General features: G+C 73.3%; 22 protein-coding genes and 1 pseudogene. 9 read left to right on the forward strand and 14 right to left on the reverse strand.

Going from position 1 to position 24815, the window contains the following annotated elements:
• Positions 1–147: 147 nt before the first annotated feature.
• The 5 genes from AB0J04_RS21540 to AB0J04_RS21560 form a co-directional block, all read right to left on the reverse strand.
• Positions 148–3117, reverse strand: coding sequence for an AAA family ATPase (locus AB0J04_RS21540; protein ID WP_363170138.1), 2970 nt, complete (start codon positions 3115–3117; stop codon positions 148–150).
• A gap of 83 nt (positions 3118–3200) precedes the next feature.
• Positions 3201–3554, reverse strand: coding sequence for a UBP-type zinc finger domain-containing protein (locus AB0J04_RS21545; protein ID WP_363170139.1), 354 nt, complete (start codon positions 3552–3554; stop codon positions 3201–3203).
• On the reverse strand, positions 3551–5032 hold the full coding sequence (locus AB0J04_RS21550) for an ATP-binding protein (RefSeq protein ID WP_363170140.1): 1482 nt from the start codon (positions 5030–5032) through the stop codon (positions 3551–3553). Before AB0J04_RS21550 ends, AB0J04_RS21545 begins: the two co-directional genes overlap by 4 nt.
• On the reverse strand, positions 5029–6705 hold the full coding sequence (locus AB0J04_RS21555; RefSeq protein ID WP_363170141.1) for an FAD-dependent oxidoreductase: 1677 nt from the start codon (positions 6703–6705) through the stop codon (positions 5029–5031). Before AB0J04_RS21555 ends, AB0J04_RS21550 begins: the two co-directional genes overlap by 4 nt.
• A gap of 175 nt (positions 6706–6880) precedes the next feature.
• Positions 6881–7237 carry a VOC family protein gene (locus tag AB0J04_RS21560; protein WP_363170142.1) on the reverse strand — a complete coding sequence of 119 codons (357 nt, stop codon included), beginning with the start codon at positions 7235–7237 and terminating at the stop codon, positions 6881–6883.
• A gap of 61 nt (positions 7238–7298) precedes the next feature.
• Between AB0J04_RS21560 and AB0J04_RS21565 the strand changes: the two genes are divergently transcribed.
• Complete coding sequence (locus tag AB0J04_RS21565; protein WP_363170143.1) at positions 7299–8171, forward strand: universal stress protein; 873 nt, start codon at positions 7299–7301, stop codon at positions 8169–8171.
• Positions 8172–8210: 39 nt separating this feature from the next.
• Here the strand turns inward: AB0J04_RS21565 and AB0J04_RS21570 are convergent, their stop codons facing one another.
• The 4 genes from AB0J04_RS21570 to AB0J04_RS21585 form a co-directional block, all read right to left on the reverse strand.
• On the reverse strand, positions 8211–9446 hold the full coding sequence (locus AB0J04_RS21570) for a DUF4032 domain-containing protein (protein WP_363170145.1): 1236 nt from the start codon (positions 9444–9446) through the stop codon (positions 8211–8213).
• A 9-nt stretch (positions 9447–9455) separates the two neighbouring features.
• Complete coding sequence (locus AB0J04_RS21575; RefSeq protein WP_363170146.1) at positions 9456–10205, reverse strand: MBL fold metallo-hydrolase; 750 nt, start codon at positions 10203–10205, stop codon at positions 9456–9458.
• Between the two features lie 44 nt (positions 10206–10249).
• Positions 10250–10771, reverse strand: coding sequence for a hypothetical protein (locus AB0J04_RS21580; protein ID WP_363170147.1), 522 nt, complete (start codon positions 10769–10771; stop codon positions 10250–10252).
• A gap of 114 nt (positions 10772–10885) precedes the next feature.
• Complete coding sequence (locus AB0J04_RS21585) at positions 10886–11554, reverse strand: alpha-ketoglutarate-dependent dioxygenase AlkB (protein WP_363170148.1); 669 nt, start codon at positions 11552–11554, stop codon at positions 10886–10888.
• Between the two features lie 122 nt (positions 11555–11676).
• Between AB0J04_RS21585 and AB0J04_RS21590 the strand changes: the two genes are divergently transcribed.
• Positions 11677–12291, forward strand: coding sequence for a helix-turn-helix domain-containing protein (locus AB0J04_RS21590; RefSeq protein WP_363170149.1), 615 nt, complete (start codon positions 11677–11679; stop codon positions 12289–12291).
• A gap of 17 nt (positions 12292–12308) precedes the next feature.
• Complete coding sequence (locus AB0J04_RS21595) at positions 12309–13982, forward strand: FAD-binding dehydrogenase (protein ID WP_363170180.1); 1674 nt, start codon at positions 12309–12311, stop codon at positions 13980–13982.
• Between the two features lie 62 nt (positions 13983–14044).
• On the opposite strand, the gene AB0J04_RS21600 is transcribed toward AB0J04_RS21595, so the two are convergent.
• Positions 14045–14404, reverse strand: a complete 360-nt coding sequence (locus AB0J04_RS21600) for a DUF488 family protein (RefSeq protein WP_363170150.1) — start codon at positions 14402–14404, stop codon at positions 14045–14047.
• A 163-nt stretch (positions 14405–14567) separates the two neighbouring features.
• Between AB0J04_RS21600 and AB0J04_RS21605 the strand changes: the two genes are divergently transcribed.
• From AB0J04_RS21605 to AB0J04_RS21615, 3 genes are all read left to right on the forward strand, one after another.
• Positions 14568–15995 carry a M1 family metallopeptidase gene (locus AB0J04_RS21605; RefSeq protein ID WP_363170151.1) on the forward strand — a complete coding sequence of 476 codons (1428 nt, stop codon included), beginning with the start codon at positions 14568–14570 and terminating at the stop codon, positions 15993–15995.
• A 181-nt stretch (positions 15996–16176) separates the two neighbouring features.
• The gene (locus tag AB0J04_RS21610) at positions 16177–16875 is read left to right on the forward strand and encodes a response regulator transcription factor (RefSeq protein ID WP_363170152.1); all 699 of its coding nucleotides are present in this window, start codon (positions 16177–16179) and stop codon (positions 16873–16875) included.
• A complete protein-coding gene (locus AB0J04_RS21615; RefSeq protein WP_363170153.1) occupies positions 16872–18734 on the forward strand; it encodes a HAMP domain-containing sensor histidine kinase in 1863 nt (620 codons plus the stop codon). Before AB0J04_RS21610 ends, AB0J04_RS21615 begins: the two co-directional genes overlap by 4 nt.
• 44 nt (positions 18735–18778) lie before the next feature.
• On the opposite strand, the pseudogene AB0J04_RS21620 reads toward AB0J04_RS21615, so the two are convergent.
• Both AB0J04_RS21620 and AB0J04_RS21625 read right to left on the reverse strand, forming a co-directional pair.
• Positions 18779–18964 (reverse strand): annotated as a pseudogene (locus AB0J04_RS21620) (WhiB family transcriptional regulator); the annotation flags it as partial.
• A 6-nt stretch (positions 18965–18970) separates the two neighbouring features.
• Positions 18971–20188, reverse strand: a complete 1218-nt coding sequence (locus tag AB0J04_RS21625) for a saccharopine dehydrogenase C-terminal domain-containing protein (RefSeq protein WP_363170154.1) — start codon at positions 20186–20188, stop codon at positions 18971–18973.
• A gap of 179 nt (positions 20189–20367) precedes the next feature.
• Between AB0J04_RS21625 and AB0J04_RS21630 the strand changes: the two genes are divergently transcribed.
• Positions 20368–21075 (forward strand): TetR/AcrR family transcriptional regulator, encoded by a 708-nt coding sequence (locus tag AB0J04_RS21630; protein ID WP_363170155.1) that lies wholly within the window; start codon positions 20368–20370, stop codon positions 21073–21075.
• Here the strand turns inward: AB0J04_RS21630 and AB0J04_RS21635 are convergent.
• On the reverse strand, positions 21065–21967 hold the full coding sequence (locus tag AB0J04_RS21635) for a LysR family transcriptional regulator ArgP (RefSeq protein ID WP_363170156.1): 903 nt from the start codon (positions 21965–21967) through the stop codon (positions 21065–21067). The two genes, AB0J04_RS21630 and AB0J04_RS21635, sit on opposite strands and share 11 nt — an antisense overlap.
• Before the next feature lie 77 nt (positions 21968–22044).
• On the opposite strand from AB0J04_RS21635, the gene AB0J04_RS21640 reads away from it, so the two are divergent.
• Both AB0J04_RS21640 and AB0J04_RS21645 read left to right on the forward strand, forming a co-directional pair.
• Positions 22045–22659: a LysE/ArgO family amino acid transporter gene (locus AB0J04_RS21640; protein ID WP_363170157.1), complete on the forward strand. Its 615-nt coding sequence runs from the start codon at positions 22045–22047 to the stop codon at positions 22657–22659.
• 105 nt (positions 22660–22764) lie between these two features.
• The gene (locus AB0J04_RS21645; protein WP_363170158.1) at positions 22765–24090 is read left to right on the forward strand and encodes an MFS transporter; all 1326 of its coding nucleotides are present in this window, start codon (positions 22765–22767) and stop codon (positions 24088–24090) included.
• A 97-nt stretch (positions 24091–24187) separates the two neighbouring features.
• Here the strand turns inward: AB0J04_RS21645 and AB0J04_RS21650 are convergent, their stop codons facing one another.
• Positions 24188–24643, reverse strand: a complete 456-nt coding sequence (locus AB0J04_RS21650) for a cyclic nucleotide-binding domain-containing protein (protein ID WP_363170159.1) — start codon at positions 24641–24643, stop codon at positions 24188–24190.
• Positions 24644–24815: the final 172 nt, after the last annotated feature.

The raw sequence follows: 24815 nt of genomic DNA on the forward strand, positions 1-24815 counted from the left end.
GGGCCTGCCCGGACAACGGGCCGCAGCCCCCGAGGGTTCCCGGAGCGCGGGCGCGGCCGGTCCGCGGCGCGGGCCCGCCCGACCGAGGGCCGTGCGGTCGCGGTCGAGGGCCGGCGGCCGGCGCAGCCGCCCCCGGACGTGATCGGATCAGTCCGACGCGCCGGGCTCCGGTGCGAGGAGTCGCTCCCGGTGGGCGATCGCCACGGCCTCCGTGCGGCTCGCCGCGCCGAGCTTGGCGAGGATGTTGGAGACGTGGACGCTCGCCGTCTTGCCGCTGATGAACAGCTCCTCGCCGATCTGCCGGTTGCTGCGGCCGAGCGCGAGGAGCCGCAGGACGTCCTGTTCCCGGGCCGTCAGCGTGACCGAGCGGTCCCCGGCGGTGGACGACGGCTGCGGTGCGAGCCGCCCGCGCCGGATCAAGGCGTCCGCCCGCTCCAGCAGCGGCGCGGCGCCCAGCCGTACCGCCGTCTCCCGGGCGGCGCGGGCCTCGGCGGCCGCCTCCCCGCGCCGGTCGGCCGCCAGCAGGGCCTGCGCGTACCGCAGTCGGCACCGGGCGAGCTCGTACACGTCGCCGAAGTCGAACGCCGCCACCGTTGCCTCCCAGGCCGCCGGGTCCGGTCCCGTGGTGGCCCACGCCCACTCGGCCTCGGCGCGGGCCAGCCAGGCGCGCCCCTCGGGGCCCTGCGGCACGCCGGTCTGGCCGCGCCGGGCCACCGCCCGGGCCGGTTCCAGGAGTTCGGTCGCGACGGCCGACCAGCGGCGGGCCGCCGGCTCGTCACCGGTGAGCTGGGCCCCGGCGGCCGCGTCGGCCACCGCGGCGAGGGTGAGCGCGGTGAGCCGGACCGTGACGTCCGGACGCGATCCCGCGTCGTCTATGAGGGACTCGATCGAGGACCGCAACTGGGCCACCGCCGCCTCGGCGTCGCCGCTCAGCGCGGCCGCGTCGGTCAGGACGATGCCCGCGACGAGCGCCGCCATCCAGTCGAAGCGCCCCTCCGACAGGGCCCGGACCCGCTCGACGACGCCCTTCTCGCCGCGCGCGAGAGCCACGTACAGGGCGGGACCCACCGCGAACCCGCCCGACGACGGCAGCACCGCCAGATCGGTCGCCGCCGTCCGCAGACACTCGTCCCAGCGGCCCAGCGTGTAGAGCACCAGCAGCTGGAGATAGCGCATCTCCAGCGGATACGGCGAGGACAGCAGCCCCGCGCGGCGGGCGCGCTCCAGGCCCTCGGCGAGCCAGGGCAGACACTCCGCCAGCTCCCCGGCCTCGTAGGCGCCGATGGCCAGGGTGAACAGGGCCCGCATCTCCACCGGGGCGTTGCCCGCGCGACGGGCCAGGTCCCGGGCCTCCTGAAGGCGCGCGCGGCCCTCGGGGGAGCGGCGGCCCTCGCCCTCCAGGTTGGCCAGCGAGACCAGCAGGTCGGCGCGCGCGTCCGTCAGATCGAGCTGCTCGGCGATGCCCAGAGCCTGCCGGGCGACGCGCAGGGCGGTGTCGTTGTCGCCGATGTGACGGGCCGCCAGGACGTGGGTGGCGGCGGCCCACACCCAGGTCGGTGACGGCGGTTCGGCCGGGATCATCGCCAGCGCCTCGCTGCTGTAGGCGAAGGCGGCCGTCAGGCTGTCGACGTTCATGAGGGTGCCCGCCAGCGTGTACCGCACGCGCGCGGCCAGTTCGGAGTCGGCGTCCTGGCCGACGCCGGCGAGGGCGGCCCGGGTCAACGAGACCGCGCGGTGCGCCTCCCCGGCGTGCGCTGCCGCCGCCGAGGCGCGCAGCATCAGCGCGACCCGGTCGCTCCCCTCGCCCGACGGCAGGGCGGAGGCGGGCACCGACTCCCAGAGGTCGAGGACGGCTTCCAGATGGTGCAGTTCCTCGGCGGGCGCCCCCACGCGCTGGGCGTGGTCGGCGGCCTCCAGCGAGGCGGCGAGGGCCTCGCCCAGGTCATGGCTCTCGCGGTAGTGATGGGCGCGCTCCGCCGCGGTCTCGGCGCGGTGGCCCCGGTCGGCCAGCAGACGGGCGAACGCGCCGTGCAGCCGCGACCGCTCGCCGGGGAGCAGATCGGCGTAGACCGCCTCGCGCGCGAGGGCGTGCCGGAAGGCGTAGGCGCCGTCGTCGCCCGCGACCAGCAGCTGTCGGCCCACGGCCTCCCGCAGGGCCGACTCCAGCTCGTCCTCGGGAAGCCCCACCGCCTCCCGCAGCAGGTCGTGCTCCACGCGCCGGCCGGCGACGGCGGCGGTGCGCAGGACCTGCTGGGCCGGGTCGGGGAGTTGCTCGACGCGGATGAGCAGGAGGTCGGCCAGTCCGCTGGGCATTCCGCCGGCCTCCGTGTCGGTGGCCGCGAGCAGTTCCTCCGCGTAGAAGGCGTTGCCCTCCGCGCGTTCCACGATCCGGCGCACGGTGGCCTCCGGCAGCGGACGGTCCTCCAGGGCGCGCACCAGGCGGGCCACCTCGGCGTCCGCCAGCGGGCGCAACTCCAGCCGGTCCACGGCCGACAGCCGCACCAGCTCGGCCAGCAGGGGGCGCAGCGGGTGCCGGCGGTGCAGGTCGTCCGCGCGGTAGGAGGCCAGCACCGCCAGCCGGTGACCGGAGCCGTTGCCCGCCGCCCGCTGGAGGAAGCCCCGACTGAGCAGGAAGCGCAACAGGTCCCGGGAGGACTGGTCGGCCCAGTGCAGGTCCTCCAGGACGAGCAGCAGCGGCGTCACCTCCGACAGGTCGGCGAGCAGCGCCGCCAGCCCCTCGAACAGCCTCAGCCGCCCGCCCACGTCCCCTCGCGACGCGTCCGTGCCCGCGCCCAGCAGCCGGTCGACCACCGGGTGCGCGGCGAGTGCGGCGGCGAACCGGTCGTCGGCGGCGAGCACGCCGAGGATCTCCGTGAACGGCAGATACGGCAGGCCCACGTCACCGAGGTCCACGCAGTGGCCGGTGACCACGGTCATGCCCGAGTGCGCGGCCCGTGCCGCGATCTCGCCCAGCATCCGCGTCTTGCCCACTCCCGCGTCCCCGGCGACCAGCACCGCGCGTCCCTCACCGCCCCGGGCGCGCTCCAGCACGAGGGAGAGCCGGGCGAGCTCTTCTTCCCGGCCGATGAACGGGGTGGCGAACACGGTCTGCGACACGGCTCCATCCTGGCACGTGCCACCGACAACACGGCCCACGACCAGGAACGGAGCCCTGCGGGGGCTGCGTCGGCCCCACGGTCTCAGCGGTGCAGCGACCGGGCCCAGTCCTCCGGCACCCGCCCGGCCGGTCCCGGCACCGGCTGGTCCTCGGGATGGCTGACCGGAGGGGCCAGTTCCGGTCCGGACTCGTACAGCTCGTCGCCGGAGTAGTCCCAGAACCACTCCTCGTCCGGCTCGAAGCTGCGCACCAGCGGATGCCCGGTCGCCTTGTAGTGCGCGGTGGCGTGCTGCGCGGGCGAGGAGTCGCAGCAGCCGATGTGCCCGCAGGTCGCGCAGCGCCGCAGATGGAACCACCAGCCGCCCGCGGCGTCGCAGTCGGCGCAGCCCGCGCCGCTGGGCGGGACGTCCGGGCGGATGGCGTCGGTGTCGGTCATACGGGCTCCTCGGCGGGCTCGGCGTCCTGGTCGCTCTCGGGGGCGGGGGCGGGGGCGGTCAGCGGCAGCAGCACCTGGAAGCGGGTGTCGCCCGGCGCGGACTCCACGTGCAGGCTGCCGTGGTGCTTGTTCACGACGATCCGCCAGGAGATGTCCAGGCCGAGTCCGGTGCCCTCGCCCACCGGCTTGGTGGTGAAGAACGGGTCGAAGATACGGCTGCGGATGTCCGGCGGGATGCCGGGCCCGGTGTCCCGGAACTCCACCAGCAGCCGGTCGCCCTCGCGCGTCGTCCGCACGGTCAACGTGCCTTCCCCGCCGGTGCTGTCGACGGCGAAGACGGCGTTGTCGACGAGGTTCGTCCACACCTGGTTGAGCTCGGCCGGGTAGGCCGGGATCTGCGGGAGCGTCCGGTCGTAGTCCTTGACGACCTCGATGCGCTGACCGATCTTGCCGGACAGCATCAGCAGGGTGCTGTCGAGGAGTTCGTGCACGTCGACGACCCGGTAGGGGGCGCGGTCGAGCTGCGAGTACTGCTTGGCGGCGTCGACGAGATGGGAGATGCGGTTGGTGGAGTCGTCGATCTCGTCCATCAACAGCTCTGTCTCGACGGTGTAGTTGAGCCAGCCGACCGCGCCGGGGAGGATGTCCTCGGGCACGGCGGCCGCGACCTGCTCCAGCCAGTCCACGTCGAGTCCGGCCTGCACGAAGGTCGGCGCGATCCGCCATCCCTCGACGATGTCGTGGTCGTCCAGCCAGTCGGTCAGCGCGTCCTCCCGGTCGGAGGCCTCCAACGGGCTCAACGCCGGTGCCTTGGCGACCAGTTCGGCCGTGCGCTCCTGGATCTCGATCAGCCGGGTCAGCGCCTCCGGATCGTAGGCGCCCGACGCGATGACGGCGAGCTTGTGCCGCATCTTCGCCACCCGCTCCCGCAGGGTGGCCGTGGCCCGCACCGCCGCCGCGGCCGGGTTGTTCAGCTCGTGCGTGAGACCCGCCGACAACGAGCCCAGGGCCAGCAGCCGTTCCCGCTGGCCGACGGCCCGCTGGGTGTTCTTCGAGCCGAAGAACAGCCCCTCCAGCAGGTGGGACGCCATCGGGAACCACTCCCGCATGATGTCCGAGAACGACTGCGCGGGCAGCACGAAGAACCGGGTCTGCTCGGTCACCCGCATCGAGTTGTTGTAGACCTGCGGCACCTGGTCGCCCAGGTACGCCTGCATGGCCCCGGCGTAGACCCCTCGCTGGGAGGTCCGGCTGACCTCGACGTCGTCCCCGCCGACCCGGCGGTAGAGCACGACCGTGCCCTCGATCATCACGTAGAAGCAGGTCGCCGGATCGCCCTCGGCGTACACGGGACCGGGTTCGAACCGCTCCACCCGCCCCTCGCCGCACAGCCGTCCCAGCTGCTCGGGGGAGAGCTTCTCGAACAGGAAGAGCGAGCTGATCTCGCCCGGGCTGCACGGCATCGGCTGCCCGCTCATGACTGCTCCAGATACCGGTGGACGAGCATCACGGCCATGGCTCCCTCTCCGACGGCGGACGCGACGCGCTTGGCGGACTCCGCGCGCGCGTCTCCGGCCACGAACACGCCGGGAATGTTGGTCTCCAGGTGGTACGGCGGCCGGTCCAGCTCCCAGCTCGCCGGCGGCCGCCCGTCCGCCGTGAGGTCGGGACCGGCGAGGATGAACCCGCGCTCGTCGCGCAGCACCGTCTCGTCCAGCCAGTCGGTCAGCGGGGCCGCCCCGATGAACACGAACAGCCACTGCGCGTCGACGAGTTCGGTCTCCCCGCTCGCCAGGTCCCGCAGCGTCAGCTGCTCGAGGCGCCCCTCCCCGTGCGCGGCCTCGACGACCGTGCCGGGGCGCACCGAGATGTTGGGCGCCTCTTCGATCTGCTGGATCAGGTAGTGCGACATCGACGCCGCGAGGGACTCGCCGCGCACCAGCAGCGTGACCGACTTGGCGCCTCTGGCCAGGTACATCGCCGCCTGTCCGGCCGAGTTGGCGCCGCCGACGATGTACACGTCGTGTCCCTGGCAGGCGGCCGCCTCGGTGAGCGCCGAGCCGTAGAACACGCCGCAGCCGGTGAGGTCGTCGCAGCCGGGGGCCGCCAACTGCCGGTAGGACACGCCGGTCGCGAGGATCACGCTGTGCGCGGCGACCGCCGAGCCGTCCGAGAAGCGGACGACCCGCGCGGACCCGTTGACCTCGAGACCGGTCACCTCGCGCGCGGTGAGGATCTCCGCGCCGAACTTGGCGGCCTGCCGCCGCGCCCGCTCGGTGAGCTGGCCCCCGGACACGCCGTCGGGGAAGCCCAGGTAGTTCTCGATCCGGGAACTCTGCCCGGCCTGTCCGCCGGTCGCCGACCGCTCCACGAGCACGGTCCGCAGTCCTTCGGAGGCCCCGTACACGGCCGCGCCGAGCCCGGCCGGACCGCCGCCGATCACCACGAGGTCGTAGAACTCGGCCGTGGGCGTCGTGGCCAGCCCCACGTGCGCGGCCAGTTCGGGCGCGTCCGGCTCGACCAGGGGAGTGCCCTCCGCGGTGACCACCAGCGGCAGCCGCTGTCCGTCGACCCCGGCGGCGGCCAGCAGCCGCTGCCCCTCGGGCTCGTCGGCGGAGTACCAGCGGTAGGGCACCTGGTTGCGGGCCAGGAACTCCCGCACGTCCGAGGAGCGCGCCGACCAGCGGTGTCCGACCACCTTCGTGGCGGGCACCGGCCGGTGGTCGCTGCACCGCCAGGCCTCCAGCAGGTCGTCCAGGACCGGGTAGAGCTTCTCCTCCGGCGGGTCCCACGGCTTGAGCAGATAGTGGTCGAGGTCGACGACGTTGATCGCGTCGATCGCCGCGCTCGTGTCCGCGTACGCGGTCAGCAGGACGCGCCGGGCGCCCGGATACACGTCCAGGGCCTGTTCGAGGAACTCGATGCCGTTCATCTGCGGCATCCGGTAGTCGGCCAGGATGACGGCCACCAGGTCGCCGCGCAGCTTCAGCTCGCGCAGCGCCTCCAGCGCGGACTCCCCGGACTCGGCGCGCACGATTCGGTACGAGGCGCCGTAACGGCGCCGCAGATCACGGGCGACGGCTCGGGACACCCCCGGGTCGTCGTCCACGGTCAGGATGACGGTCCGCGCGGTATCGGCGGCCTGTGCCATACGTCTCCCACCCCGAGAGCGGTCGGTACTCGACTCACGGCGCGCGGCGAACCCCCGCGCCGACTTCGCCCATCGTATGTTCGATCGCCGCCGTTCGCCCGGGTCCGCCGCAGACAGCCGAAGATCGTGCACTCCCGGAGCAGCGCCGGGCGCGGCCGGTCCAGGTCGCGTCCGGTCAGGATCGCTCCCGCGCCCGCAGCACGCAGAACTCGTTCCCCTCCGGATCGGCCAGCGTCACCCACGACTGCTCGCCCTGGCCGACGTCCGCGTGGCGCGCGCCCAGGGACAGCAGCCGGGCCACCTCGGCATCCCGGTCGTCCGGGCGGAAGTCCAGGTGGAGCCGGTTCTTGACCGACTTGCCCTCCGGGACCGGCACGAAGAGCAGACCGGGGAGCCGGTCCCACGCCGGCCTGATCTCGTACTCGTCGGCGGCGGCGTTGATCACGACCCACCCGAGAGCCGCGGCCCACCAGCGGCCCAGCGCCACCGGATCGGCCGAGTCGACGACCACCTGCTCCCACTCCAAGGCCATACCGGCAGCGTAGTGAAGACTGGGCCCGACGGTTGTGAGTTCGACACGAGGAGGCGGCGGGATGACGGGCCCGATCACGGCAGGGGTCGACGGGACGGACGAGAGCCTCGCGGCACTCTCCTGGGCGGCCCGCGAGGCCGTCCGGCGCGACCTGGAACTGCGGGTGGTGCACGCCTGGCGGTTCCAGCCGAACGCGGCGGCCGAGGTGGCGGACCGGGACGCGCAGGAGCGCTGGGTGCGCGAGGCGGCCGAGCGGTCGGTCGCGACGGTCGCCGAGCGGCACCCGGGACTGACCGTCACGACCGAGATCCGGGAGGGCGGCCCGGTCGAGACGCTGGTCGCCGCCGCGGCGGACGCGGAACTGCTGGTGCTGGGCTCACGCGGGCACGCGGCGGTCGTCGGGTTCCTGCTGGGCTCGGTCGGTCAGCAGGTGATCGCCGAGGCGGCCCGCCCGGTCGTGCTGGTCCGGGCCGGTGACCAGCCGGCCATCGAGGCGGCCGGGCACGAGATCGTCGTCGGCCAGCAGGGCGAGGCGGACGACAGCGCCCCCGCCCTGCGCCTCGCCTTCGAGACGGCGGCCGCTCGCGGCGCGAGCGTGCGCGCCGTGCGGGCCTGGACGCTGCCGCCGGTGTTCGCCTACAGCCCCGGCTCGATGAAGCTCCTCGACGAGGCCGGCGGCCTGGAGCCGTACGAGACGAAGGCGCTGGCCGAGGCGCTCGAGCCGTGGCGGGAGCGGTTCCCGGACGTGCCGGTGGTGGAGCACGTGGAGATGGGCAGCGCGGGACAGGTGCTGCTGTCGGTCGCCGGGCGGGCGCAGCTGATGGTGGTCGGCCGGCGCGCCCGCCGCACCGCCGTGGGCGCCCGGATCGGGTCCGTCGCGCACGGCGTCCTGCACCACGCGGACTGCCCCGTCGCCGTCGTGCCCCACGACTGACGCACACCGCGAGGCACAGCACGGCCCTGCCGACCGATCTCACCCGGGAACGGTCGGCTCCAGGGTCTCCCGCGCCTTGGGCAGGATGTTCTTGATGTACGCCTCGACCGCCGTGTCGAGCCCGATGTCGTGCTGCGCGCGCTCCGACAGGTACCAGCGGTGCTCCAGGAGCTCGTGGTAGATCTCCGCGGCGTCCATGGAGCCGCGCAGCTCGAGCGGCACCGCGCGCACGGTGGGCCGGAAGACGTCCCGCACCCAGCGGTGCGCCAGCACCTCCGGGCGGGCGGCGAGGGGGTCGCCCGGGGCGTAGTCGTCCTGGGTGGCCATCCAGCTCTCCAGGTCGTTCAGCAGCCGCCGGGCCTGGTTCTCCTCGGTGTCCAGGCCGGTCAGGCGCAGCAGCTGACGCTGGTGGTGACCGGCGTCGACGACCTTCGGCACGAAGGTGACCGAGTCGCCGTTGGAGGAGTGCTGGATCTGCATCTCGGCGACGTCGAAACCGAGCTCGTTGAGCCGCCGGATCCGGCGCTCGATGTAGTGGTACTTGCCCGCCGGATAGACCGAGGTGTGCGTCAGCTCGTCCCACAGCGCCCCGTAGCGGGCGCAGATCTCCGTGCCGAACTCGATCGCGTCCACCGACGGGTGCAGCGCCCCGGAGGCCTCCAGGTCGAGCAGCTCGCCGCTGATGTTGACGCGGGCGAGGTCGAGGTCGTACTCGCGCTGGCCGGGGCTCAGCCGGGGGTGCAGATCGCCGGTCTCGGCGTCCACGAGGTAGGCGGCGTAAGCGCCCGCGTCCCGCCGGAACAGCGTGTTGGACAGCGAGCAGTCGCCCCACGCGAACCCGGCCAGGTGCAGCCGCACCAGCAGCACGGCGAGGGCGTCCATCAGCCGGTGCATGGTCGCCGGCCGCATCGTCGTCTCGAACATCGACCGGTACGGCATCGAACCGCCCAGGTGCCGGGTGACCAGCACCGACTCCAGCGGTTCGCCGGCGTCGTCGGCGCGGCCGGTGAGCACGGCCAGCGGGTCGACGGCGGGGATGCCGAGCCGGTCCAGGTCCCGCAGCAGCTCGTACTCGCGCAGCGCGGGCCGTTCGGCGAGCTCCTTGACGGCGATCACCTCGTCGCCGGCCTGCGCGTAGCGCACCACGTGGCGGGAGATGCCTCGCGGCAACGGGACGAGGACCTCCTCGGGCCACTCCTCCAAGGGGAGGTGCCAGGGCAGCTCCAGCAGGAGTGCCGGGTGCTCCGGGTTGGTGGCGCTGATCTGCAAAGCCATGGCTAGACCTTAGACGGCGCGTTCGCGGGCCTGCCGCGCCGCCTCCTTCACGGAGCCCTGGTGGAGCGGGCCGTGCCCGGGCAGCAGCAGGTCGGCCGCGAGCCCCTCGATCACGTCCAGCGACGCCACCGCGCGGGCGCGCTCGTGGTGGAACATGTCCGGCAGCAGCTGCGGCCCCCGCACGCGCGAGGTGGCGTGGCCGCTCACCAGGGCGTCCCCGGAGACGACGATCCCGGCCTCCGGGAGGTGGAAGACCGCGTGGCCGTCGGTGTGGCCGGGGGTGTGCACCGGCACGGGCCGGCCGGGCAGGTCGAGCGGGCCGACGGCGGCCGGGAACGCCTCCGGCGCGGTGACCGGGTGCTGCTCGGTGCCGCCGGAGCGCAGCACGTGCACCAGCCACGGCAGGACACCGGGCCGCCAGAGGTTCTTCAGGACCGCGCCGACGGACACCTGCTGGAGGAACTCCCGGCGGGCGTGCGGCACTTCGGCCTCGTGCAGATAGACCGGGGTGCCGTACGTCGAGCGCAGGTACTCGGCGGAGCCCAGGTGGTCGTTGTGCGCGTGGGTGATCAGCACGGCCGTGACCGCCTCCGGCGAACTGCCCACGGCGGCGAGGGAGCTCAGGACCAGCTCACGGTCTCCCGGGTAGCCGGTGTCGATCAGCGTGACGGCGTCCCCTTCGGTGAGGATCACCCAGTTGGTGTTGCTGCCGTGCACCAGGTAGGTGCCGTCCGCCACTTGCCGTACGTCTGCCTGCATGGGGACAGCAAAGCAGATCATCGGGCCGAACCGGAGGGCGGGGTTCAGCCGTTGAGCGTCACGATCACGACGAGCGCGGCGACGACGACGTCGAGCACGAGGCAGAACTCGGCGTACGGGCGGACCACCACCCGGTCGATCCGGTGGTGCCGGGCGTCCCAGAGCGCGTGGCCGAGAAGTCCGCCGGCCACCAGGTACGCGGCCGCGTCGCCGCCGAGGCCCAGCGCGAGGGCGGCCGCGCCGCCGAAGACGACCATCGCGGCGATCCGGAGGGGCAGGCCGCCGGGTGCGTGCAGGGCGCCGGGCCGCAGGGAGTACGCCGGCAGCGGGGCGGCGAGCGTGAGCAGGACCCAGGTCGGGTCGACGTCGCCGCCGCCCAGCAGCTCCGTCGCGAAGATGACGACGCAGGCCGCGACGAACAGCGGCCAGGACTGGACGCCCTGCGCAGTGCGGCGGCGCCGAAGCAGACGAAGGCGGAGGCCGCGAGCGCGGGCGTCAGGTCGACGCCGTCCTCCATGCCGAAGGCGATCAGCGCGGCCGCTCCGCCCGCGGCGAAGGCGGGCCACAGGCGTAGGACTCCGGGCCGGGGCGCGGCCGCGGACACAGGTTCCGGTGGGTTCGTCATGGCATCGACTTACATACCCCTCAGGGGTATTGGCACAGGTATCGGGGACTCCGCTTCACCGCACTCCGCGAGGGCGGAACTGGACGCTGATCCGCGGTCCGGCGGCGCGGGACGACTTGGGGACGCAGTGCTCCCAGGTCCGCTGGCAGGAGCCGCCCATCACGATCAGGTCGCCGTGCCCCAGCGGGCGCCGTACGGTCCCGCCGCCGCCGCCGCCGCCGCCGCCGCCGCCGCCTCCTCCTCCTCCTCCGGCCGGGCGCAGCAGCAGGTCGCGCGGGGAGCCCACGGAGAGGATCGCGACCATCGTGTCCTCCCGGGCGCCGCGGCCGATCCGGTCGCCGTGCCAGGCGACGCTGTCCCGGCCGTCGCGGTACCGGCACAGCCCGGCGGTCACAAAAGGCTCGCCCAACTCCTGCGTGTAGTGCGCGGACAGGGCCCGCCGCGCCTCCTCCAGCACCGGGTGGGGGAGTTCGTCGTGCGCGTCGTAGAACGCCAGCAGGCGCGGTACGGCGACGACGTGGTCGTACATCGTGCGGCGCTCGGCGCGCCACGGGACCTCGCTCGCCAGGTGTTCGAACAGCGCGTCCGATCCGGTGAGCCAGCCGGGCAGTACGTCGATCCAGGCCCCCGCGTCGAGACGGGTGCGGCCGATGCCGGTCAGGGGGCCGAGGCGTGGCTTTGTCGTCTGGTCGAAGAGGGAGCCCTGGAGGTGGTGCGCGGTCATGCCGACAGCGTACGCCTTAATCGAAAATATGTTCGGCGATCGTGTGCGGCGGGCGTGGGCTGCCCTGCTCTTTCGATACACCGGTGTATCCGATACATTCACGCATCGAACGGAGGTGCGTCATGGCAGAGGCGCGGGTCACCCGGCGCCGGGGCCGCACGCGGGCCAGGCTGCTCGACGCCGCCTTCGCGGTGTTCGCCGCCAAGGGCTTCGGCCGGGTCTCCATCGAGGAGGTCTGCGACGCCGCCGGCTACAGCCGGGGAGCCTTCTACTCCAACTTCGCCACCCTGGACGAACTGTTCTTCGCGCTCTACCGGGAACGCGCCGACCTCATCGCCCGGCAGGTGGCCGAGGCCCTTGCCGGGGACGGGCCCGACCTGGACGTACCGGCTTCCGTGGACCGGGTCACCGAGGTGCTGCTCCTCGACCTCGACTGGCTCCAGGTGAAGACCGACTTCCTGGTGCACGCCGCCCGTGACCCGGTCGTCGCCCAGACCCTGCTGGAGCACCGGGCCAGACTGCGCGGTGCGATCGCCGACCGGCTGGCCCGGACCCGCGGCCACACCGCCCTGCCCGCCGTCCTCGGCGACACCGACTCCGCCGCCCACGCGGTGGTCGCCGCGTACGACGGCGTCACCGCCCAACTCCTGCTGGACAAGGACGTGGACAACGCCCGCGCCTGGCTCAAGCAACTGCTCACCGCGCTGCTGACCGACGGCAGTGCCCACCCCGAATGAGAAAGGCAACGGTCGCCATGGACGCGGACGTCATCGTCGTCGGAGCGGGCCTCGCCGGCCTGGTCGCGGCGCACGAACTCACCAGCAGGGGCCGGCGGGTCGCCCTGGTCGACCAGGAGAACGCCGCCAACCTCGGCGGCCAGGCGTTCTGGTCCTTCGGCGGGCTCTTCCTCGTCGACTCCCCGGAGCAGCGCCGCCTCGGCATCAAGGACTCCTTCGACCTCGCCTGGAACGACTGGCAGGGCAGCGCGCAGTTCGACCGGACCGAGGACGAGGACTCCTGGGCGGTGCGCTGGGCCCGCGCCTACGTCGAGTGGGCGGCGGGGGAGAAGCGGACCTGGCTCGCCGGGCACGGGATCTCCTTCGTCCCGACCGTCGGCTGGGCCGAGCGCGGCGATCTGCGCGCCGACGGACACGGCAACTCCGTGCCACGCTTCCACGTGGCCTGGGGCACCGGCACGGGTGTCGTCGAGCCGTTCGTCCGCTACGCCAAGCAGGCCGCGAAGGACGGGCTGCTGACCTTCTACCACCGTCATCAGGTGGACGAGCTGGTCGTCGAGGACGGCGCCGCCCGCGGCGTGCGCGGCACGGTCCTCGCCCCCGACGACTCCGCGCGCGGCGTCGCCTCCAACCGCGACCGGATCGGCGACTTCGAACTCACCGCCCAGGCCGTGGTCGTCACCAGCGGCGGCATCGGCGCCGACCACGAGATCGTGCGCCGCTACTGGCCCGAGCGGCTGGGCACCCCGCCCGCCGAGATGGTCACCGGCGTGCCCGCCTACGTCGACGGCCGCATGCTCGACATCAGCGCCGAGGCCGGCGTCCGGCTGGTCAACCGCGACCGCATGTGGCACTACACGGAGGGCCTCCAGAACTGGGACCCGATCTGGCCCGGCCACGGCATCCGCATCCTCGCCGGTCCGTCCTCGCTGTGGTTCGACGCCCTCGGTCGCCGGCTGCCCGACCCGTGCCTGCCCGCCTACGACACCCTCGGCACGCTCAAGTACCTGCGGACCACCGAGGACATCGCCGGGCACGACCACTCCTGGTTCATCCTCACGCGGAAGATCGTCGAGAAGGAGTTCCTGCTGTCGGGCTCCGAGCAGAACCCCGAGATCACCGCCAAGGACCGCAAGGCCGTCCTGCGCGAGCGGCTGCTCGGCAAGGGCGCCCCGGCCCCGGTGCAGGCGTTCCTCGACCACGGCGCGGACTTCGTCGTCGCCGACACGCTCGAGAAGCTCGTCGAGAAGATGAACGGGCTGACCGACAAGGCGCTGCTCGACGTCGACGGACTGCGCCGGCAGATCGAGGCCCGCGACCTCCAGCTCGCCAACGCGTACAGCAAGGACTCCCAGGTCCAGGGCATCCGCAACGCCCGCCGCTATATCGGCGACCGGCTCGGCCGCGTGGCCAACCCGCACCGCGTCCTCGATCCCGAGGCCGGCCCGCTGATCGCGGTCAAGCTGCACATCCTCACCCGCAAGACCCTCGGCGGCATCCAGACCGACCTCGACTCGCGCGCGCTCGGCGCCGACGGGCAGCCGGTGGAGGGGCTGTACGCGGCGGGCGAGGTCGCCGGCTTCGGCGGCGGCGGCGTCCACGGCTACAACGCGCTGGAAGGCACCTTCCTCGGCGGCTGCCTCTTCTCCGGGCGGGCCGCCGGCCGGGCGGCGGCCCAGCAGACGGGCTGACGGCGGACGGACCGACAGCAGATGGATCGACAGCGGACGGATCGAAGCGGACAAAGCGATCCTCAGCGCTGGTCCGCCTCCAGCAGGCGGACCAGCACCGCCGCGTGGCTCTGCTCCGGCGACTTCGCCGAGGTCAGCAGCGTCACCGGCCCCTTGCACGTCAACTCACGCACATGGTCGAGGAGTTCGGCCGCCTCCGGGGCGGTCAGCTCCGCCTCGTAGCGGCGCGCGAACTCCTCGTACGCCCCCTCGCCCGCGTGGTACCAGCGGCGCAGCTCGGTGGACGGGGTGAGGCCCTTGGGCCATTCGTCGACGCGGGCCGCCGCCTTCGACAGGCCGCGCGGCCACAGCCGGTCGACGAGGACCCGCACACCGTCCTCGGGCTCGGGCGGATCGTAGACGCGACGCACGCGGACACTCATGGGCCGTCCTCTGGTTGGCGGGTCGTGTCGAGCGTAGGCACGCCCCGCCCCTCGACACCGCTCGGCTTGACCTGAACGAGGGGGAAATCCGGGGCGTCCAGTCCCCGCGATCCCTAGTCTGAGGATGTTTGATCACACGCCACCCCCCCCCACAGGAGCGCACGTGACCCACCCCCGCAGACGCGCCACCACCCTCCTCGGCCGCCGAGCCGTCGCCGCCACCGTCCCCGTCGCCGTGGCCGCGCTGCTCACGGCGGCCGGGCCCGCCACCGCCGCCGGCCCGACGGGCGCCTCCGGCGTCGGCGACCCCTACTTCCCGCTGGCCGGCAACGGCGGCTACCACGTGGCCCACTACGACCTGACCCTCCGTTACGACCCGGCGACCCGTCACCTCGACGGCGAGGCGGTCCTCACGGCCCGTGCCACCCAGCGGCTCACCCGCTTCGACCTCGACTTCCACGGCCTGAAGATCACCGCGCTGACCGTCGGCCACGCCAAGGCCGACTACCGGCGCGACGGCCAGGAACTCGTCGTCACGCCCGAGCGCGCCCTGCGCAAGGGCGAGGAGTTCCGCGTCACCGTCGCCTACAACGGCACCCCCGCCCCGGTCACCGACCCCGACGGCTCCCTCGACGGCTGGATCCCCACCGACGACGGGGCCTTCGTCGCCGGTGAACCGCAGGGCGCGATGACCTGGTTCCCCGCCGACAACCACCCCCTCGACAAGTCCTCCTACGACTTCACGATCACCGTCCCCGCGGACCGCACCGCCGTCGCCAACGGCGTCCTGCTCGGACAGCGCACCGCGAAGGGCAGAACCACCTTCCGCTGGCGGCAGTCGGAGCCCATGGCCGCCTACCTCGCCACCGCGACCGTGGGGAAGTTCCAGGTCAAGCAGTACACGACCCGCGACGGCCTCAAGGTCTACGACGCCGTCGACCCGCGCGAGGCCACCGCCGCGGCGCCCGTCCTCAAGCAACTGCCGTCCGTGCTGGAGTGGGAGAGCAGACTGTTCGGGCCGTACCCGTTCCGGGCCGCCGGCTCCATCGTCGACCGGGCCCCGAACGTCGGCTACGCCCTGGAGACCCAGACGCGGCCCGTCTACGACCGCGCCCCCGACCTGAGCACCCTGGTCCACGAGAGCGCCCACCAGTGGTTCGGCGACTCCGTCTCCCTCACCTCCTGGAAGGACATCTGGCTCAACGAGGGCTTCGCCACCTACGCCGAGTGGCTCTACGCCGAACAGCACGGTGGCGACAGCGCCCAGCAGACCTTCGACAGCCTGTACGCCACCCCCGCGGACGACGGCCTCTGGGAGTTCCCGCCCGGCGATCCCGGCAGCGGCGCGAACATCTTCGGCACCCCCGTCTACGCCCGCGGCGCCATGACCCTGCACGTCCTGCGCACCACCGTCGGCGACCGCGCCTTCTTCCGCGTCCTGCGCGCCTGGGCGGCCGCGCACCGCTACGGCAACGGCACCACCGCCCAGTTCGAGCGCCTCGCGGAACGGGAGTCCGGGCAGGACCTGGGCGCCCTGTTCCAGACCTGGCTGTACGGCCGGGGCAAGCCCGGCGGGCCCAGCGGTTCATAGAATCCGAACAGGCCCCGGAACCTGACAAGTTCCAAACACCCGTCGGTCATGGTCGACCCGTGATCACGCACCGACCCCGTGCCGCGCCGAAGGAACTGCTCGTCCTCGACCCCGCGCGGCACCCGGCGGTCGCCATGGGCGACCATGCCTGTCTGGCCCGCTGAGAAGACGGAGTTGTCGCGTGTGCGCTCATGTACTGGTCGCGGAGGACGACGCCATGCAGGCCGAACTCATCCGCCGCTCGCTGCTCGCCGAGGGCCACACGGCCACCGTCGTGCACGACGGCTCGGCCGCGCTGGACGCGGTCCGGCGGGACCGCCCGGACCTCGTGGTCCTCGACCTGATGCTGCCGGTCATCGACGGGTTCGGCGTGTGCCGGGTGCTGCGCCGGGGCGACGACATCCCCGTGCTGATGCTGACCGCCCGCGCCGCCGAGGACGACGTGCTGCGCGGCCTGGAACTGGGCGCCGACGACTACATGACCAAGCCGTACAGCCCGCGCGAGCTGATGGCCCGTATCCGCACCGTCCTGCGCCGCAGCGGAGGGGCCGGCGCCGACCGGCGCGACGATCCCGTCGTCCGCGCGGCGGGCCTCGCCGTCGATCCGGAACGGCACGAGGTGCGGTGCGACGGCGAACCGGTGGACTGCACCCCGGCCGAGTTCCAGATCCTGCTGGCGATGGCCGCCGAACCCGAACGGGTCTTCACCCGGCGGCAGTTGCTGCAGTGCACCCGGGGCTTCGACCGCGCCTCCACCGAACGGGCCGTGGACGTGCACATCATGAACCTGCGCCGCAAGATCGAGCCCGACCCGCGCAGACCCGTGCGGCTGCTGACCGTGTTCGGCGTCGGCTACAAGCTCAGCGGCGGCCGCGCGTGAACCGTGCCCGCATACCGCTGCGCAAGCGTCTGCTCGTCCGGCTGCTGAGCGCGTCCGTGCTGATCGCCCTGTGCTCGGTGGCCGCCACCGCATGGCTGGCGGTCGCCACCACCACCCGCGCCCTGCGGGAGGAACAGGGGCAGGCCCTCGCCGACGACGACGCCATCCTCGCGCAGCTCAGCGGCTACGCGGCCACCCACCCGGAGTGGACGGGCGTCCAGGCCGTCATTGCCGACCTGTCCGCGAGGACCGACAGACGCATCGCCCTGACCGCCCCCGACCGCACACTCCTCGCCGACTCCGCACCGCGCGGCACATCCCTGCCGCCGCACGCCGCGGCCACCGTCGACCCGCTGCACACCGACACCTACAGCGAGCCCGGCGCCCAGCTCAGCGGCACCGACCCGCGGGCGGTGGGCCCCTACCGGCTCACGGCGAAGGAACGCACGAAGCTGGACGAGGTCGCCCGCGCACGGCAGGCCTGCTTCACCCGGTACGGCGTCGACATGACCCTCACGTGGACCCCGAGCGGCCGTGCCGTCCTCACGGACACGGACGCCCGAGTGTCCGCCGACGACAGGTCCGAGCCGTGCGCCGACGGGCAGCTCGGCACCCCGACGCCCACGGAGGAGAAGGCGCTGACCGCGCTGCAGAAGCAGGCCGGCGGCTGTCTGGCCCGGGCCGGTGTGGATCTCGACACCCCGCAGCTCCTCGAAACCGGCCTCGGCCCCGCCGGCCTCGTCGGCCTCGTCGGCCTGTCCGGCCGGGACGCGCCCCCGGCGCCCCTGTTCGTCGAGGCGGTCGGCGGCAAGACCGCCCTGCGCGCGACCCAGACCTGCCTGGAGGACGCCCGCCGCGTGCAGCTCGACCCGTATGTGGCCCCGGTGGCCGAGCTGTTCCTCGGGGGCGGGGACAGCGGCGGAGGGCCCCGCTGGAACCTGTCTTCGGCCAACAAGGCGAAGGTCGTCGGCGCGGCAGGCCTGGTGCTGGCCGTCACCGTCGCCGTGAGCGCCGTCGTCGCCACCCGTCTGGTCCGGCCTCTGCGCGCCCTCACCGAAGCCGCACAGCAGCCGCCGGACCTGCACGCGCGCGTACCCGTCACGACCCACGACGAGACCGGGATCCTCGCGGAGGCGTTCAACGACCTCGCCGAGCGCCGGGAGCGACTGGAGGCCCAACGCAAGGCCCTGGTCAGCGACGTGGCCCATGAACTGCGCAGTCCGCTCACCAATATCCGCGGCTGGCTGGAGGTCACCCGCGACGGCCTCGTCGAACCCGACGCGGAACTGCTCGGCGCCCTGCACGACGAGGCCCTGGTCCTCCAGCGCGTCATCGACGACCTGCGCGATCTCGCCGCCGCCGACGCCGGCACCCTGCTGCTGCACCGCGAACCGGTGGCCGCCGACGACCTGCTCGCCCAGGTCGCCGCCGCCCACCGGGTCGCCGCCGACACGGCCGGAGTCGCCCTGCGCACCGAGACCGACGGCGCCCTCTGGCTGGACGCCGACCCGCTTCGGCTGCGTCAGGTGTTGGGCAACCTGGTCACCAACGCCGTACGCCACACCCCGGCGTACGGCACGGTCACGCTGACCGCCCGGGGCGACGGCGCGGAGGTCGTCCTGGAGGTCGCCGACACCGGCTCGGGCATCGAGCCGGAGGATCTGCCGCACGTCTTCGAGCGGTTCTGGCGAGCGGAGAAGTCACGCAGCCGACGCACCGGCGGCAGCGGCCTCGGTCTGCCGATCGTCCGCCAGCTGACGGCCGCCCACGGCGGCACGGTGGCAGCGGCCAGCACCCCTGGGACCGGCAGCGTCTTCACCCTGAGACTGCCCGCCGCGGCGGTGCCCGAGGACGGCTGAGGAGGGCCCCCATCGGCCCCGGGGACCGGCGCGAGCCCTGCTGACGAACCGCGTCGGGCCCGGACACGACGCCTGAGGGCCCGACGTTCCGTCTCGCTCGAGCCGCCCCAGATCCCGAGGCTCTGATCGGTCTCCATGGCCCGGTCCAGGCACTGTTCCCGCACAGGGCGGCGTCGGCAGACCGCCTTCGCCCGTTCCGTCCGGAGCAGCGCCGGGCCCGAGGCGCCGATCGGCGCTCACTGCTCCCGCAGGCCCCACGGGGAGCCGTACGCCGTCAGCAGGTCGAGGAACGGACGGGCCGGGAAGGCCTCGGGCCCGAGGACGCCGGCCCCGGACCACGCGCCCGTGGCGAGCAGTTCGAGGGCGACCACCGGGTTGACGGCCGTCTGCCACACCACGGCCTGGCTGCCGTACTCGGCCATCGACCACTGGTTGTCGACCACGTGGTACAGGTACACCTCGCGCGGCGCACCGTCCTTGACGCCGCGCACCCAGGTGCCCGCGCACGTCTTGCCGTGCATGAGCGTGCCCAGGGTCGCCGGGTCGGGCAGACAGGCGGCCACCACGTCCCGGGGCGAGACCGGCACCGGTCCGTGCGCGCTCGGCACGGTCACCGGCGCGGTGCGGTCCAGTTCCAGCCGGTGCAGCGTCTTCAGCGTCTCGACGAACTCCCGGCCCAGGCCGTACTTGAAGGTGACCCGGCGCGCCTGCACCCAGCGCGGCACGAGCAGCACCTCCTCGTGCTCGACGTTCACGCACTCCACCGGACCGATGCCCTCGGGGAAGTCGAACACCTCGGGCTCGCTGAAGGGCGCGGTGGTGAACCAGCCGCGGTCGGCCTCGTAGACCACCGGAGGGTTCAGGCACTCCTCGATCGTGGTCCAGATGCTGAAGGAGGGCGCGAAGTCATGGCCCTCGACGGTGAGGTTCGCGCCGTCACGGATGCCGATCTCCTCGATCTCGTCGAAGAGTTCGTCGGCCGCGTACCGGGCGAAGACGTCCGACAGTCCCGGCTCGACCCCCATGCCCACCAGGGCCAGAGCGCCCGCCTCGGCCCAGTCGTCGGCCTCGGCGAACTGCGCGTCGCCCAGCCGGACCCCGCACTCCTCGTAGGGCCGCTCCGGATGCGGTCGGGACAACGACATCGCCATGTCGACATAGGTGGCCCCGGCGGCGCGTGCCGCGTGGAACAGGGGCATCACGAACCGCGGGTCGGTGGCGTTGAGCAGCACGTCACAGCGGTGCCGGGCGAGCAGAGCGGCCACAGCCGCCTCGTCGCCGGCGTCCACGCGCTCGGTGTGGAACCGGTCGTCGCCGTCGAGCGCGGCGACGGCGGCCGCGGCCCGGGCGATGTCGTAGTCGGCGACCACCATCGCCTCGAAGAACGGACGCCGGGCGGCGATCCGGGTGAGGGCGGTGCCGACACCGCCGGCGCCCACGAGCAGGACACGCATGACGAGAACTCCCTCGGCTGAGACTGCGAACGAAACGGTGCGGAGCAAGGTGCGAAAGGGGGCCCTACGGGAGATGGAACGCCCCGCGCTCGCTTAAGGTCAATGGTGTTGGCATAAGCGTGCGAGGGCGGGAAGACACGCGAGGGTGAGCGAGAGCGAGAGGGCAGGAGGCGGGCGCCGTGGCCAAACCGGTGGTACCCGAGGAGAAGCGGCGTCGACGCCGGCCCACCAAGGGCGGCACCGTGCTGTCCGAGCGGACCATCGTCGAGACCGCGCTGCGCCTGCTGCGCGAACACGGCAGCACCGGCCTCAGCGCCCGCCGTCTCGGCCTCGCCCTCGACTGCGACCCCAGCACCCTCTACCGGTACTTCCGGGGGATGGACGAGCTGACCCTCGCCATCGGCGACGCGCTCATCGGCGAGGCGCTGCGCGGCTGGCGGCCGACGGGGGAGTGGCGGGCGGACCTGCACGCCATCGGGCTGCGCATCCACGCCGCCTACGTCGCCCACCCGCAGGCCGCCCAGCTCACCGCGAGCCGGGTGACCGGCCGGGCCAACGAACTCGCCGCCGACGAGGCCGTCCTGGAAGTGTTGCGCACGGCCGGGTTCCCGCTGCCGGACACCGTGCGGATCTACCACGCCTTCATCGACCAGACCCTGGCCTTCGCCGCCCTGGACGCGGCCGCCCTGGCGCTGCCCCGCGCCGCCCAGCGCGCCGACGACGCGATGTGGCGCTCGACATACGCCCGGCTGCCGGCCGAGACCCACCCGCGCATCGCCGAGGCGGCCTCACTGCTGTCGTCCCGCATGGTGACCAGCGCCTATCCGACGGCGCTGGAGATGCTGCTGGACAGCGCGGCGGCGACGCTGGCCCGGGTCAGGGCCTGAGAGCCCGGGCCGCGGCCGCCGTCACCGCGTCCGCCACGGCCGCCAGCGCGGGCGAGTCGAGCTTCCACTGCTGCCAGTACAGCGGGACGTCCAAGGGGCGGTCCGGGGCGAGGGAGATCAGCCGGCCGGAGCGCAGCAGGGCCTCCGACTGCGCCTCGGGCACCATGCCCCAGCCGAACCCGGCGGCGACCGCGGTGACGAAGCCCTCCGAGGTCGGCACGGCGTGTCGTGCCGGACTCGCGCCGCTCGCGCCCCGCCGCAGTCCGCGTACGAACGCGTCCTGGAGGTCGTCGCTGCGGTCGAAGGTCGTCACGGGCGCCCGGGGCAGTGTCTCGTGGAGCGGACCGTCGGTGAGATGGCGGGCCACGAAGTCCGGGCTCGCGGCGGCCTCGTAACGCATGGTTCCCAGTCGGCGCACGGTACAGCCGGTCACCGGGTCGGGCGACGAGGTCACCGCGGCCATCACCCTCCCCTCCCGCAGGAGCTCCGCCGTGTGGGTCTCGTCCTCGCGGTGCAGCTCGAAACAGAGCGGCGGCTCCTTCGGCACCCGGGTGAGGGCCGGCAGGAACCAGGTGGCGAGGGAGTCCGCGTTCACCGCGACCGTCACCCGTGTCGGCTCGTCCTCGCCGCTCATGCCCAGCTCGGACCGCGTGTCGCGCTCCAGCCGGGCGAGCTGGCGGGCGAACCGCACGACGATCTCGCCGGACTCCGTGGGCCGGACCGGCTTGGTGCGCAGCAGCAGGACCCGGCCCGTGCGCTGCTCCAGTGCCTTGACGCGCTGGCTGACCGCCGACGGCGTCACGTGCAGGGCGGCGGCGGCCGCGTCGAAGGTGCCCTCGTCCACCACGGCGAGCAGGGTCCGCACCTGGTCCAGAGGGAGGTCGGCCATCATCCGATCATCACGAGCGCTAATGATACGTAAAAATCTTTAGCTGTACTCCCTGTGATCGTTTCCCTAGCGTGGACGTCATGTCCAGCTCTCTCGCCGCCGCTGCCGCCGGATTCGGCACCGGTCTCTCGCTCATCGTCGCCATCGGCGCCCAGAACGCCTTCGTCCTGCGGCAGGGGATCCGCCGGGACGCCGTCCTCGCCGTCGTCGGGATCTGCGCCCTGTCCGACGCGCTGCTCATCGCCCTCGGCGTGGGCGGGGTGGGAGCGCTGGTGGTCGCCTGGCCGGGTGCGCTGACCGCGGTCGGCTGGATCGGCGGCGCGTTCCTGCTCGGCTACGGAGCCCTGGCGGCGCGGCGGGTCTTCCGGCCCGGCGGCGCTCTGGCGGCGGAGGGTGAGGGAGCGGGCTCGCTGCGCCGGGCCGTGCTGACCTGTCTGGCGCTGACCTGGCTCAATCCGCACGTCTACCTCGACACCGTCTTCCTGGTCGGTTCGATCGCCGCCGACCGCGGTCCGCTGCGCTGGACCTTCGGCCTCGGCGCCGCGTTCGCCAGCGTCTGCTGGTTCGCCGCCCTGGGCTTCGGGGCCCGGCTGCTCAGCCGCTTCCTGACCCGTCCTGCCGCCTGGCGCGTCCTGGACGGACTCGTCGCCGCCACGATGCTCGTCCTCGGCGTGCTGCTCGTCGCCGGAGCCTGATGTCCGCAATCTGAGATTGCATGTCCAAAAGGGAAGCGAAATCTCAGGCGGTGCTGGGATAGTGTCCCCCGGAATCGAAAGATGTAACGAGCAACCAGGAAGCGCGTGGACACCAGCGAGAGCAGCACCGCACCCGAGTCCGAGTCGGAGGCCGAAGCCGAGGCCGACGACGAGCCGAGTCCGCGAGGCGGGGCCCGGCGCGGCTGGCGTCGCTGGGCGATGGACACCCGCCCCCTGCGTCGGCCGGCCTACCGGCGGCTGTGGTCCTCGACCGTCGTCACGGCCGTGGGCAGCCAGCTCACCGCCGTCGCCGTGCCCAAGCAGATCTACGACATCACCGGCTCCTCCGCCTGGGTCGGCTACGCCAGCCTCGCCGGGCTGCTCCCCATGGTGCTGTTCGCGCTGTGGGGCGGCGCGGTCGCCGACACCGTCGACCGGCGCAAGCTGCTGCTGGTCACCAACAGCGGTATCGCGGTCACCTCGGTGCTGTTCTGGCTCCAGGCGGTCTCCGGAGCCGACTCGGTGGTGGTGCTGATGGTGCTGCTCGCCACCCAGCAGGCGTTCTTCGGCCTCAACGCCCCCGCCCGCACCGCCTCCATCGCCCGCCTGGTCCCGGCGGACGAACTCGCCGCCGCCAACGCCCTCGGCTCGACGGTCATGCAGACCGGCCTGGTCGCGGGCCCGCTGCTGGCGGGCGCCCTGATCCCGGTCATCGGCCTGCCCGAGCTGTACCTCCTCGACGCCGTCGCGCTGTGCGTGACGCTGTGGGCCGTGGCCCGGCTGCCCGCGCTGCCTCCGCCGGCGACCACGACCGCCCGGCGCGCCGGGGTGCGGGAGATCGCCGAGGGGTTCCGTTACATCTCCCGGCACAAGGTCCTGCTGCTGTCCTTCCTCGCCGACGTCATCGCGATGGTCTTCGGCATGCCCCGCGCCCTGTTCCCGCAGCTCGCCGCCGAGACGTACGCCCCCTACGGCGAAGGGCTCGCCCTCGGTCTGCTGTTCGCGGCGATCCCCATCGGCGCGGTGCTGGGCGGACTGTTCTCCGGCACGTTCTCCCGCGCCCGCCGGCACGGCTGGATGGTCATCGGCGCGGTCGTCGCCTGGGGCGTGTCGATCGCGGGCTTCGGACTGAGCGGCAGTCTGTGGCTCGCCGTGGTGTTCCTGGCCTGCGCCGGGGTCGCCGACATGGTCTCCATGGTCTTCCGCGGGGCGATCCTGCTGTCGGCGGCCACCGACGAGATGCGCGGCCGGATGCAGGGCGTGTTCACGGTCGTCGTCGCGGGCGGCCCGCGCCTGGCCGACGTCCTGCACGGCACGGCGGGCGCGGCCTTCGGACCCCGCGCGGCCGTCACGGGCGGTGGGCTGCTCGTCGTGGCCCTGATGCTGGGGCTGGCGGCCGCGGTGCCCGCGCTGCGCCGGTACCGCATCTGAGACGGACGCGACACCGGGCGACCGACACCGGGTACCGGGCACGGGGCGTACCGGGCACGGGGCGTACCGGGAGTGGGACAGGGGGCGGCCGGTGTGTCTACAGCACCCCGCGCCCATGGGTTCCGTACTGCTCCATCAGTCGGCCCCGGGTCATCTCCAGTCGGTGGGCGAGGATTTCGGCCACGATCCGTACCAGGGACATCCCGAGCGCCGGGTCCTCCTCGCACAGCTTGAGGACCGGCTGCGCCCGGAACTCGTAGGCGCGCACCGGGCTGAAGGCCTCGGCGCCGAAGTCCCACTGGTACGGCGGGAACAGCCAAGACCAGCCGAGCATGTCGCCGGAGCCGAGGGTGGCCACGGTCACCCGCCGCAGGGACGTCACCTCCTGGACGAGCGAGACCGCGCCGGATCGGATGACCCAGAAGCGGTCGGCCGTGCCGCCCGCCTCGAAGATCCGGGCGTCCTCGGGGAAGGAGACCTCGTGGGCGAGCCCCATCAGACGCTGACGCTGGGGCGGGGGAAGGGCGGTCAGGAGTTTGGTCGCTTTGGTCATGGCGCGGAGCTCCTCGCCGGCGATCGATGGAGGGGGCTTTCCCCTTCCATTTCAGCCGCTGCCGACGCCCAGGGCACCTCGACGGACCGTACTTTCCGTACGGGCGCATGGAAAAGCCCTGGCTGGACGGGGGAAGCCAGCCAGGGCGGTAAAGGGTGGTGAACGGAGGAGG

The organism is Streptomyces sp. NPDC050263 (assembly GCF_040655955.1).
Taxonomy (GTDB): Bacteria; Actinomycetota; Actinomycetes; order Streptomycetales; family Streptomycetaceae; genus Streptomyces.